Below are 10,796 nucleotides of genomic sequence, written 5' to 3'. Positions count from 1 at the left end.
TCAGATCGGCCGGTTCTCGTCCCGCTCCACGGGCTGGTACTGGGGCAGCAGCAGCACGTAGTGCAGGGGAATCCACAGGAGGGCGGCCACGAAGCTGCCGAAGAACATCCACCAGCCGGGGAACTCGGCCCCGGCGATGAGCCGCACCACCACCATCACCACCTGGGACAGGAACAGCAGGGGCAGCACGTGGAGCGCCTGCTCCACCGGCGTGAACCACAGCACCCGCCGCGACAGCTCGTTGGCGGCGTAGGCCAGCAGCACGTAGGAGAAGGCGTGCTGCCCCATCGCCGCACCCACGCCAATGTCGGTGAAGAGGCCGAACACGAAGCCGGCGCCGATGCCGATCTTGAGCGGCTCGCGCACGCACCAGAAGGCCAGCACCAGGGCCACGAAATCCGGCACCGCCGGCAGATGGCCGGTGGGGATGTAGTTGAGGAACAGCGCGACGAAGAGGGTGAGGTACACAAACCACATCTTCACCGGGAGCAGGATGCGGCTCGAACGGTTGGTCGGTTGCATGGCTTACTCCTTGGCCGCCCTGGCCTTGCGACCCTTGCCGCCCTTGCCCTTGTTGATGACCTCGGGCTCCGGCGGGCGCGGCGGCAGGCTTTCGCGATGGCCCAGCACCAGCACATGGCTGAACTGCTCGACCCCCGCCGCCGGCAGGCAGGGGATACGGGCGAAGGTCTGGGCCTGGTCGCGCTCCACCCGGGCCACCGTGGCCACCGGCAGGCCGGCCAGGAAGACGCCATCGAGCCCCGAGGTGACCACCTTGTCGCCGGGCTGCACGTCGGCGTTGGCGGCCAGATAGCGCAGCTCCATCAGCCCGTTGCCGGAGCCGAACAGCACCGCCCGCAGGCCGCTGCGCACGATGGTCACCGGGATCGCCTGATCCTTGTCGGTGAGCAGGGTGAGTTCGGACTGCATCGGGAAGACCCGGGTGATCTGGCCGATCACCCCGGCGTCGTCCACCACCGCCTGACCGGGCTCGATGCCGGCCTGGGCGCCCTTGTCGAGAATGACCTTGCGCGAGAAAGGGTCTTTCGCGGTGTACATGATCTCGGCCACCACGGATTTCACCGGCTGCCGCTCACGGGCCTCGAGCAGGGCGCGCAGGTGGCGGTTCTCCTGCTCGATCTGGTCGAGGCGCAGCAGGCGCTCGGCGCCCTGGAGCTGCTTGCTCTTCAACTCCTTGTTCTCGATCTGCAGGCGCACCAGCGAGGCGAAGTAGTTGGAGGCGTTGCGCACGAAATCCGCCGGCGTGGCGGCCGCCATCTGCAGCGGATAGGCGAGCACCGACAGACCCTGGCGGAAGGCGTCGAGGTAGCGCAGGTTGAGGTCGGAGACCAGCAGCGCCAGCGAGACGATGACGAAGAACACGAGCTTGGCCAGCGGCGCAGGCCCGCGTTTGAAGAAGGGAGGAGGCGAATGGCCGACCATCGGACAGGGACGCTCAGGTCGATGGGCAAACGGCCGCGCCCGGGACCAGCCCGGGCAGGCGACGCACGCAGGGGAACGGGAAGTTCACTGCGGGCGTCCCGGTCGTCTGCGACGTGTCTTACTCGCTGGTGAAGATGGAACCGAGCTGGTCCATCTTTTCGAGGGCCATGCCGGAACCGCGCACCACGCAGGTGAGGGGGTCGTCGGCGACGATCACCGGCAGGCCGGTTTCTTCCATCAGCAGGCGGTCGAGGTCGCGCAGCAGCGCGCCGCCGCCAGTGAGCACCATGCCACGCTCGGCGATGTCGGCGCCCAGCTCGGGCGGGGTCTGCTCCAGCGCGATCTTGACCGCGGAGACGATCTGGTTGAGCGGCTCGGTGAGGGCTTCGAGGATCTCGTTGGACGAGATGGTGAAGGCGCGGGGGATGCCTTCGGCCAGGTTGCGGCCCTTGACCTCCATCTCCTTGACCTCGGAACCCGGGAAGGCCGAGCCGATTTCCTTCTTGATGGATTCGGCGGTGGTCTCGCCGATCAGCATGCCGTAGTTGCGGCGGATGTAATTGATGATGGCTTCGTCGAACTTGTCGCCGCCGACGCGGATCGAGCCGGCGTACACCATGCCGCCCAGGGAGATCACACCCACTTCGGTCGTGCCGCCGCCGATGTCGACGACCATCGAGCCGGTCGCGTCGGCCACCGGCATGCCGGCACCGATCGCCGCAGCCATCGGCTCTTCGATCAGGTAAACATTGCTGGCACCGGCGCCCAGGGCAGATTCGCGGATCGCGCGGCGCTCCACCTGGGTGGAGCCACAGGGCACGCAGATGATGATGCGCGGGCTGGGCGAGAACAGGCGGGTGTCGTGAACCTTCTTGATGAACTGCTTGAGCATCTGCTCGGTGACGGTGAAGTCGGCGATCACGCCATCCTTCATCGGGCGGATGGCGGTGATGTTGCCCGGGGTCTTGCCCAGCATCTGCTTGGCGGACATCCCCACGGCGAGGATGGTTTTCTTGGCGTTCGGGCCGCCCTCGGTGCGGATCGCCACCACGGACGGTTCGTCGAGAACGATGCCCTTGCCGCGCACGTAGATCAGGGTGTTGGCGGTGCCAAGGTCGATGGCGAGATCGTTCGAAAAGTAAGAGCGCAGAGAACCAAACATCGGAGAAAAATCCCGGAAAAAGCCGTTGTAGGGGTTGGGAATTGGGGCAACAGAATCGCTTATGATAACCTACAAACCTTTGTCGTTTAAGCAACTTTGTAAATTGCCATGACACTTTCCGCCGACGAAGTCCGCCACATCGCCAAGCTCGCCCGCCTTGAACTCGCCGACGGCGACCTGGATGCCACCCAGGCCAAACTCAACGGTATCTTCGGCCTGATCGAGGAAATGCAGGCCGTGAACACCGACGGGGTCGAGCCCATGAGCCATCCCCAGGAGCTTGCCCAGCGCCTGCGCGAAGACGCCGTCAGCGAGACCGACCGCCGCCAGGCCTACCAGGCCATCGCGCCGCAGACCGAGGCCGGGCTGTACCTGGTGCCCAAGGTCATCGAGTAAGCCGCCACCCCTCCCGATTCCCGCGGCCCGCCCCGGCGGCCGCCTCACTTCGCACCCCGCACCATGATCGACTCCAGCCTCAAGGACATCGCCGCCGCCCTTCGCGCGAAGCGCGTCTCCGCCGTCGAACTCGCCACCGAAAGCCTCGCCCGCATCGAGGCCGGCAACGGGCGCATCAACGCCTTCGTCACCACCTGCCGCGACAGCGCCCTGCAGGCCGCTGCCGAAGCCGACGCACGCCTGGCCGCCGGCACCGCCGGCCCGCTCACCGGCATCCCGCTGGCCCACAAGGATGTCTTCTGCACCGAAGGCGTGCTCACCACCTGCGGCTCGAAGATGCTCGCCAACTTCGTGAGCCCCTACGACGCCCACGTGGTCAGCCTGCTCAAGCAAGCCGGCGCGGTGATGGTCGGCAAGACCAACATGGACGAGTTCGCGATGGGCTCCTCCAACGAGAACTCCCACTTCGGCCCCACCCGCAACCCCTGGAACCCCGACTGCGTGCCCGGCGGCTCCTCCGGCGGCTCGGCGGCGGCGGTGGCGGCGCGGATGGTGCCCATCGCCACCGGCACCGACACCGGCGGCTCGGTGCGCCAGCCGGCGGCCCTGTGCGGCATCACCGGCATCAAGCCCACTTATGGCACCGTGTCCCGCTACGGCATGATCGCCTACGCCTCGTCGCTGGATCAGGGCGGCGCCTTTGCCCGCTCGGCCGAAGACTGCGCCCTGCTGCTCTCCGCCATGGCCGGCCACGACCCGCGGGATTCCACCAGCCTCGAGCGCGAGGCCGAAGACTACAGCCGCGATCTGGCCAGGCCGCTGGCCGGCCTGCGCATCGGCCTGCCCAAGGAGTTCTTCGCCGACGGCATGGACGACGACGTGCGCGCCGCGGTGGAGGCCGCCCTTGCCGAATACCGCAAGCTCGGCGCCACCACCGTCGAGGTGAGCCTGCCCAACGCCCGGCTGGCGATCCCCGCCTACTACGTGATCGCCCCGGCCGAAGCCAGCTCCAACCTCAGCCGCTTCGACGGCGTGCGCTACGGCCACCGCGCCGCCGAGTACACCGACCTGAACGACATGTACTGCAAGAGCCGCGCCCAGGGCTTCGGCGCCGAGGTCAAGCGGCGCATCCTGGTGGGCACCTACGTGCTCTCCCACGGCTACTACGACGCCTACTACATCAAGGCCCAGAAGCTGCGCCGCCTGATCGCCAACGACTTCGCCGCCGCCTTCCGGCAGTGCGACGTGATCGCCGGCCCCACCAGCCCGACGGTCGCCTTCGGCATCGGCGAGAAGAGCGACGACCCGGTGCAGATGTACCTCTCCGACATCTACACCATCGCCATCAACCTCGCCGGCCTGCCCGGCCTGTCGCACCCGGCCGGCTTCGGCAAGGGCGGCCTGCCGGTGGGCCTGCAGCTGATCGGCAACTACTTCGACGAAGCCCGCCTGCTGGGCGTCGCCCACCAGTTCCAGCAAGCCACCGACTGGCACGCCCGCGCGCCCCAGGCCTGAAACCCGCGATGAAGCCGATCCAGCGCACCCTCCTCGCTGCCGCCGTGGCCGCCCTCGCCGGCTGCGGCACCCTGGAGCTGCCCGGCCACCCCGCCGATGACGGCACCGCGGGGGGTGGCATCGTCGAGCGCCCGGCCACCGGCACCGGCGGCAAGCTCAAGCCGATGCCCCTGCGCACCTTCTCGGTGAGCACGCAATGCAAGTTCAAGGACGAGACCGGCAACTTCGGCAGCGCCACCGTCGAGGTGGTCAACTCCAAGGTCAATGCCTTCAAGGCCGAAGTGACGATGCCCAAGCGCGGCACCTGCCGCTACGACCTCGCCCAGTTCCGCCAGACCCAGGCCCTGCCCTCCGTCGAACTCACCGGCGCGCGGGACTGCCGGGTTCACATGTGGGAACAGGGCGAGCAGATCACCGTCGCCTTTGCCAACTGCCACACCCTGTGCAGCCCGGCCAGCGCCCACGACTACGTGTGGCCGCTCCTGATCGACAAGAGCACCGGCCACTGCGACTGACCGAACGACACCAAATCTAGAGAGCCACCATGAGCAGAACCGACTGGGAAGTCATCATCGGGCTGGAAGTTCACACCCAGCTCAACACGCAATCCAAGATCTTCTCCGGCGCCAGCATCGCCTTCGGCGCCGAACCCAACGTGCAGGCCTGCGCGGTGGATATCGCCCTGCCCGGCGTGCTGCCGGTGCTCAATAAGGGCGCTGTCGAGCGGGCCATCCGCTTCGGCCTCGCGGTGGGCGCCAGCGTGTCGCCCAAGAGCATCTTCGCCCGCAAGAACTACTTCTACCCCGATCTCCCCAAGGGCTACCAGATCAGCCAGTACGAGCTGCCCGTCGTCCAGGGCGGCCACCTCGACCTGCTGGTGCCCGACGGCAAGGGCGGCCACTACGAAAAGCGCGTCAATCTCACCCGCGCCCACCTTGAAGAAGACGCCGGCAAGAGCCTCCACGAAGACTTCCACGGCATGACCGGCATCGACCTCAACCGCGCCGGCACGCCGCTGCTCGAGATCGTCTCAGAGCCCGACATGCGCTCGTCCGCCGAAGCCGTGGCCTACGCCAAGGCGCTCCACGCCCTGGTGCGCTGGATCGACATCTGCGACGGCAACATGCAGGAAGGCTCCTTCCGCTGCGACGCCAACGTCTCGGTGCGCCCCCGCGGCCAGGCCGCGTTCGGCACCCGCCGCGAGATCAAGAACCTCAACAGCTTCCGCTTCCTGCAGCAGGCCATCGACTACGAGATCCAGTGGCAGATCGACCTGATCGAGGACGGCGGCAAGGTTCAGCAGGCCACCGTGCTGTTCGACCCGGACACCGGCGAAACCCGCGCCATGCGCAGCAAGGAAGACGCCCACGACTACCGCTACTTCCCCGACCCCGACCTGCTGCCGCTCGTGATCGGCGCCGACTGGATAGCCCGCGTCAAGGGCGAGATGCCCGAGCTGCCCGCCGCCCTGTCGGCCCGCTTCCAGGGCGAATACGGCCTCTCCGCCTACGACGCGACGACGCTGACCGCCAGCCGCGAGACCGCCCAGTTCTACGTCGACGCCGTCGCCGCAGCCGGCGCCGCCAGCGCCAAAACCTGCGCCAACTGGGTGATGGGCGACCTCGCCGCGCGCCTCAACAAGGCCGAGCTGGACATCACCGCCAGCCCGGTGAGCGCGCTGCAACTCGCCGGCCTCGTCGCCCGCATCGCCGACAACACCATCTCCAACGCCATCGCCAAGAAGGTCTTCGAAGCGCTGTGGAACGGCGAAGGCGAATCCGCCGACGCCATCATCGAAGCCCAGGGCCTCAAGCAGGTCACCGACACCGGCGCCATCGAGGCGATCATCGACGAGGTGCTGGCCGCCAACCAGAAGTCGGTCGAGGAATTCCGCGCCGGCAAGGAAAAAGCCTTCAACGCGCTGGTCGGCCAGTGCATGAAGGCCAGCAAGGGCAAGGCCAACCCGGCGCAGGTGAATGAGCTGCTGAAGAAGAAGCTCGGGTAGCCCGGCTCCAGCCCGGCCCGGCGGATGCGTCGGGCCCCGCCCGCTTCAACAACCCCGGCCAGGCCGGGGTTCGCACTTTCCGGGCCGCCGCCCCGGCATCACCCCTCGAAATACGGCAACAAGGCCTTCGCCGCCTCGATCCGGTGATCGGCGCTCGCGCCCGGGTCGTTCATCACCGCCAGCAAAAAGCTCTTCGGGTCCACAAAACCGCCCCCCACCGCCAGCCGGATGTGCGGCGCAACGCCGGGCACCGCGGGCGGCTCCATCACCAACCCGGCCACCGGCCCCACCGGCGCCGGCACCACCGGGCCACCGGGTTCCAGCACCGCCATCGCCCGCGCAAAATCCGCCGCCGCGATCGACCGGAAGCCGGCCAGCAGCTCGGCCTGACGCTCGGGGCTGGGCGCCATGTCGAGCCAGGTCTCGCCGGCGAACATGCCGCCCATCGCCGGGTCGATGAAGGCCGTCCAGCGCCCCTCGCCCACCGCCGCCGGCGCCAGCGGCACCGCCCGCCCGACCGCCGACGGCAGCAAGCTCACCAGCGCCGCCGGCACATCGGCCAGGAAACGCGCCTGCAGGCCGGCCAGGAAAGCCTCCGCCCGCGCCAGCGGCACCGGATCGGCCAGCGAGAACCACACCCGGAACCCCGCCCCGGCCGCCAGCGACACCGCCGGCGGCGGCAGCGCCAGCCCATTCACCGCGCCCTCGCACAAGGCCGCCACGGGCGCCCACCCGGCCGCCGGCGCAACACCGACCGCCATCGCCCACACCCGCCCGTCCGGACTCACCAGATCGAGATCAACACCGTCGGCCGGCAGCGGATCGGGCAGATCCTGCCCCGGCCGGCCGAACAGGCGCTGCAACTCGGCAATCAGGGAATGCATGCTCACCCTCCTTCAGAGACACATCGACGGCGCGAAATTTACAAGCCCGCCCGCCAGCTTGCCAAGGCCATCCGCCCACCGCTCAAGCCGCTGCCCACCGGGCATATGACGCGAAATTGTGAAATTTATCATGTCGTCAAATTTTACAGCCGCCCCCGGCAAGCACCGCCCGGCCGCTTTGAAAAATCGGCAGACTGTTGAATTGTTTTACTTTTCCAAAACTGGGCGCGATTTTTGCTTAATCGGCAAATACCCGACCCGGGCAATGCAGCCAAGCCTGCGTCATTCGTCAGATCGCTCAGTCAAGGAAGCCCACCATGAAGCACTCCATCGTCAAAAGCCTGGCCGGCCTCGCCCTCGCCGGCTCCACGTCGCTGGCCGTCGCCGGCAGCCTCGGCTGGACTGCCAGCACCATCGAAGAGGTCTACACCAACGGCTCCTGGGTTCTCGGGGTCAACTTCAGCGTCGTCTCCACCGTCGCCGTGGACGGCCTGGGCTACTTCGACGCCGACCAGAACGGCTTCTCCGCCGATCACCTGGTGAATCTGTACGACAGCGCCGGCACCCTGCTTGCGTCCGCCACCGTCACCTCGGCCTCCACCCTGCAGGGCCTGTTCCGCGTGGCCAGCATCGCCCCGCTCACCCTCGGCCCGGGCGACTACCGGGTGGTGGGCGCCAGCCTCTCCGACGCCTACCTCTTCGGCGCCGATATTGCCAATCTGGTCGTCGACCCGCGCCTCAGCAAGCTGGGCAACGCCTACTCGGCCGGCACCAGCGGCGACTTCCTCACCGCGCCCACCTACGTGAACGACATGCCCTGGGGCTACTTCGGCCCCAACATCAGCCTCGGCAACGGCGGGACCGTGCCCGAGCCCACCGCCCTGATGCTGGCCGCCCTCGGCCTCACCGGCCTGGGCCTGGCCCGCCGCCGCAAGTAAGCCTGACCACCCCCGGCACCCGCCGGGGGTTTTTGTTTCGGGCGACAAAAAAGGCTATTTGAAGAGCGGCAGCGCTGCGAGATCGGCCAGTTCGCCATCGCGATCCGACTGGGAATGATTGGAGTACGTCGGCCACGTCGGATAATACTCATCCGACTGGTTACCCCAGACATCCCAACCGATACGGGGCCCACGGGCAAATAGTTCCAGGTAGGGCCCCGGGCTGCACGACTCGACAATGTCGTAGAACTCGTCGGGTTTTCGAGAGTGCTCGCGCTTCTGGGTAGCGAGGAAATTCACCTGACGACGGCCCGGGGCAAGCGTTCTCGCGTTCTTGCCGCGAATGCCGAACAACACCAACTCGGTGACGTTCCGAAAATAGAACCCGACGCCACGCCCATCCGGCCCGCCATCCTTGCGGACTTTGTGCCAAACGATGTTTGACTTGTATTCAAACCCCCAGGCTTCCATCACGCGCAACCCTTCCGGAAGCAGCGCGTTAGGCACCCAAAGGTAAAGATGCGCCGTGTCGGCAGCCAACTGTTCGACAGGCAGCGCCATGATCGCCTCAAGATTCATCGTTCCATACCGCGACAGACGCTTATGCTCCGGCGCCATCTTTCCGGTTCGATTCTGGAACTGCCAGGGGGGGTCGGCCAAGATCGTATGAAATTGCCGTCCGCCATGGCGGGCGAGAAGGTCCCCCGCTGCATCGGGGGCTTCGTCAGCCTTGGGATTGGTCATGATGATTAGTTCCAGTCTTCAATCAATTTTGGTGTGATACCGAACACGAGCACCGGGCAGCCGCCATGGCGCCCGGCGTTGAGGCGGTAAAGGAGCTTGCCCATCCAGGTGGTACTGGCACCGAACTTCGCCTTCACGCTCTTGCCGACTTCGTTACCTGCTTTGTCCAGTTGCGGCACTTTGTCGAACACGGGGTTCAGCGCGGCACTTCGGGTGACCATGACGCCCGCACTGATCAAGCCGCATTCATGGAAGGTCCGCATGGCGTACAGATCCCGGTCGAAGGTCTGATCCTTGGAGTTCCACTCCATATCGAAGGCCACTCGTCCTTTCACGTAGTCGATTTTGTGGCCATCGATGAAGTTCTCTATCGTGCGCTCATTACGTCTGGCCTCTTTCTGCCTGCCACCAGGAAGAAAACTGTGCGACCTCACCAACAGATCTCCCTGGATGCGGGTCTCGACCCAATCAGCCGGACGCAACGCGCCGGAGAATTTCTTGGGTATGACCGACTCGTTTCCGCCGGGCATGCCGATATCCCGCACCGAGATTCGAAATGCGAGCAACGCCTGCTGGATTTCGTCCAGCTCGACGGGAAACGAGGTGGAGAGGATCGCCGCCGCGTGCCGATAGCTGAACACATCGTAAAGAGCACGGACCTCGGGTCTGATGTACCGCTCGATGTCGGCCATTGGATCGGCATTCGGTCCGGGCCGTAATGCAACATCGTCGTCAGCATCGAAGCCCGCTTCGGCAATCTCGTCGTCGCCATGAGGAAGGTCTGGATCTTGTTCGTGAGCCATGTAAAGTATGTTCAGCCATGCCTTCGCCTCCATCGCAGGCAGGTTATGGTCAGGCTGTGGTGCAGGTTGCCGCCCACACCACAGCCGCTCTCTTGCAGCGGGCGTTCAGCCTGACGATTCCAGATGTTTGTAAAGCGTTGTCCGCGACACACCGTAACGTCGTGCGATATCCGCCACTGACAAGCTCGCGTCGCGCCAAAGCGCCCGAATCTCAAGCACGTCCTGCTCGTCCAACTTGGGCTTTCTTCCGCCAGCACGCCCTCGAGCCCGGGCCGCGCTCAGCCCCGCATGGGTCCGCTCCCGAACAAGGTGGTGCTCCGAATTGGCAAGCGCCGCGAACACGCGAGAAGTGGCCACTCCATCGCTGCCTGTCGTCGCAATCTCATCCGAGACACTCTCGAACGCGATGCCGTCGCGCACCAGCTCGGTGACAACGCGAATCAACTCCGACAAACCACGTCCCAGGCGATCGAGACGCCACACGACAAGGGTGTCCCCCGCGCGCAGTGTCTTGCGGCATCGCTCCCACTCGGGCCATTCGGATTTCCTGCCCTTGGTGAGCGCATCCTCGTAGATCGCCGTACAACCGGCCCTGACCAACGCCTCGCGCTGAACTCCAGGGTCTCCGGCATCCATCGAAATCTGTACGTAGCCTACCCGTTGATTTCTTGACATTTTATGTACGATGAAAAATTTACGGGAATTTTAACAGAACAACCCCACCCCTTCCATTCCGAAAACCCCTACTACCACGCCCATCCGCGCTCGGCGCCCGCCCCACCGACTCCGCGGCTCGGCAGCCCTGTCCCTACGCCGGGAGCCCCAAGCTCCCGGTCGGACCTTTTTTCTCCCGGTTGGGAGGTGCGCGCTCCCGGGTCGGACGAATTTGCTCCCGACCGGGCGCTT

12 protein-coding genes are annotated in these 10,796 nt (G+C 66.1%); 5 read left to right on the top strand and 7 right to left on the bottom strand.

All coding sequences use genetic code 11. The features are described 5' to 3' along the window. The 3 genes from mreD to ACE3N6_RS10340 all read right to left on the bottom strand — a co-directional run bounded on the left by mreD (position 1) and on the right by ACE3N6_RS10340 (position 2,605). Positions 1–522 (bottom strand): rod shape-determining protein MreD, encoded by a 522-nt coding sequence (mreD, locus tag ACE3N6_RS10350; RefSeq protein WP_374245452.1) that lies wholly within the window; start codon positions 520–522, stop codon positions 1–3. 3 nt (positions 523–525) lie between these two features. Further along, entirely contained in the window at positions 526–1,383 is an 858-nt protein-coding gene (gene mreC, locus ACE3N6_RS10345; RefSeq protein WP_374245450.1) for a rod shape-determining protein MreC, read from the bottom strand. Positions 1,384–1,561: 178 nt separating this feature from the next. Next, positions 1,562–2,605 (bottom strand): rod shape-determining protein, encoded by a 1,044-nt coding sequence (locus ACE3N6_RS10340; protein ID WP_374245448.1) that lies wholly within the window; start codon positions 2,603–2,605, stop codon positions 1,562–1,564. A gap of 108 nt (positions 2,606–2,713) precedes the next feature. Between ACE3N6_RS10340 and gatC the strand changes: the two genes are divergently transcribed. From gatC to gatB, 4 genes are all read left to right on the top strand, one after another. Then, entirely contained in the window at positions 2,714–3,001 is a 288-nt protein-coding gene (gatC, locus tag ACE3N6_RS10335) for an Asp-tRNA(Asn)/Glu-tRNA(Gln) amidotransferase subunit GatC (RefSeq protein WP_374245446.1), read from the top strand. Between the two features lie 63 nt (positions 3,002–3,064). Next, on the top strand, positions 3,065–4,516 hold the full coding sequence (gene gatA, locus ACE3N6_RS10330) for an Asp-tRNA(Asn)/Glu-tRNA(Gln) amidotransferase subunit GatA (protein WP_374245444.1): 1,452 nt from the start codon (positions 3,065–3,067) through the stop codon (positions 4,514–4,516). An 8-nt stretch (positions 4,517–4,524) separates the two neighbouring features. Next, entirely contained in the window at positions 4,525–5,031 is a 507-nt protein-coding gene (locus ACE3N6_RS10325; protein WP_374245441.1) for a hypothetical protein, read from the top strand. Between the two features lie 29 nt (positions 5,032–5,060). After that, positions 5,061–6,521, top strand: coding sequence for an Asp-tRNA(Asn)/Glu-tRNA(Gln) amidotransferase subunit GatB (gene gatB / locus ACE3N6_RS10320; RefSeq protein ID WP_374245439.1), 1,461 nt, complete (start codon positions 5,061–5,063; stop codon positions 6,519–6,521). Between the two features lie 98 nt (positions 6,522–6,619). On the opposite strand, the gene ACE3N6_RS10315 is transcribed toward gatB, so the two are convergent. Continuing rightward, positions 6,620–7,405, bottom strand: coding sequence for a hypothetical protein (locus ACE3N6_RS10315; protein WP_374245437.1), 786 nt, complete (start codon positions 7,403–7,405; stop codon positions 6,620–6,622). Between the two features lie 317 nt (positions 7,406–7,722). On the opposite strand from ACE3N6_RS10315, the gene ACE3N6_RS10310 reads away from it, so the two are divergent. Beyond that, the gene (locus ACE3N6_RS10310; RefSeq protein ID WP_374245435.1) at positions 7,723–8,343 is read left to right on the top strand and encodes a DUF4082 domain-containing protein; all 621 of its coding nucleotides are present in this window, start codon (positions 7,723–7,725) and stop codon (positions 8,341–8,343) included. A 54-nt stretch (positions 8,344–8,397) separates the two neighbouring features. Here the strand turns inward: ACE3N6_RS10310 and ACE3N6_RS10305 are convergent, their stop codons facing one another. The 3 genes from ACE3N6_RS10305 to ACE3N6_RS10295 form a co-directional block, all read right to left on the bottom strand. Next, on the bottom strand, positions 8,398–9,087 hold the full coding sequence (locus ACE3N6_RS10305; protein WP_374245433.1) for an MT-A70 family methyltransferase: 690 nt from the start codon (positions 9,085–9,087) through the stop codon (positions 8,398–8,400). Positions 9,088–9,092: 5 nt separating this feature from the next. After that, a complete protein-coding gene (locus ACE3N6_RS10300; RefSeq protein WP_374245431.1) occupies positions 9,093–9,890 on the bottom strand; it encodes a BglII/BstYI family type II restriction endonuclease in 798 nt (265 codons plus the stop codon). 105 nt (positions 9,891–9,995) lie between these two features. Then, positions 9,996–10,565, bottom strand: coding sequence for a recombinase family protein (locus tag ACE3N6_RS10295; RefSeq protein WP_374245429.1), 570 nt, complete (start codon positions 10,563–10,565; stop codon positions 9,996–9,998). Positions 10,566–10,796: the final 231 nt, after the last annotated feature.

It is taken from the genome of Zoogloea sp. (assembly GCF_041904905.1).
Taxonomy (GTDB): Bacteria; Pseudomonadota; Gammaproteobacteria; order Burkholderiales; family Rhodocyclaceae; genus Zoogloea.
This window is presented reverse-complemented; position numbering and strand designations above follow the sequence as displayed.

Excerpts from the sequence above, each read along its gene's own strand:
- mreD (WP_374245452.1), bottom strand. The coding sequence starts at position 522 with ATGCAACCGACCAACCGTTCGAGCCGCATCCTGCTCCCGGTGAAGATG.
- ACE3N6_RS10340 (WP_374245448.1), bottom strand. The coding sequence starts at position 2,605 with ATGTTTGGTTCTCTGCGCTCTTACTTTTCGAACGATCTCGCCATCGAC.
- gatC (WP_374245446.1), top strand. The coding sequence starts at position 2,714 with ATGACACTTTCCGCCGACGAAGTCCGCCACATCGCCAAGCTCGCCCGC.
- gatA (WP_374245444.1), top strand. The coding sequence starts at position 3,065 with ATGATCGACTCCAGCCTCAAGGACATCGCCGCCGCCCTTCGCGCGAAG.
- ACE3N6_RS10325 (WP_374245441.1), top strand. The coding sequence starts at position 4,525 with ATGAAGCCGATCCAGCGCACCCTCCTCGCTGCCGCCGTGGCCGCCCTC.
- gatB (WP_374245439.1), top strand. The coding sequence starts at position 5,061 with ATGAGCAGAACCGACTGGGAAGTCATCATCGGGCTGGAAGTTCACACC.
- ACE3N6_RS10315 (WP_374245437.1), bottom strand. The coding sequence starts at position 7,405 with ATGCATTCCCTGATTGCCGAGTTGCAGCGCCTGTTCGGCCGGCCGGGG.
- ACE3N6_RS10310 (WP_374245435.1), top strand. The coding sequence starts at position 7,723 with ATGAAGCACTCCATCGTCAAAAGCCTGGCCGGCCTCGCCCTCGCCGGC.
- ACE3N6_RS10305 (WP_374245433.1), bottom strand. The coding sequence starts at position 9,087 with ATGACCAATCCCAAGGCTGACGAAGCCCCCGATGCAGCGGGGGACCTT.
- ACE3N6_RS10300 (WP_374245431.1), bottom strand. The coding sequence starts at position 9,890 with ATGGCTCACGAACAAGATCCAGACCTTCCTCATGGCGACGACGAGATT.
- ACE3N6_RS10295 (WP_374245429.1), bottom strand. The coding sequence starts at position 10,565 with ATGTCAAGAAATCAACGGGTAGGCTACGTACAGATTTCGATGGATGCC.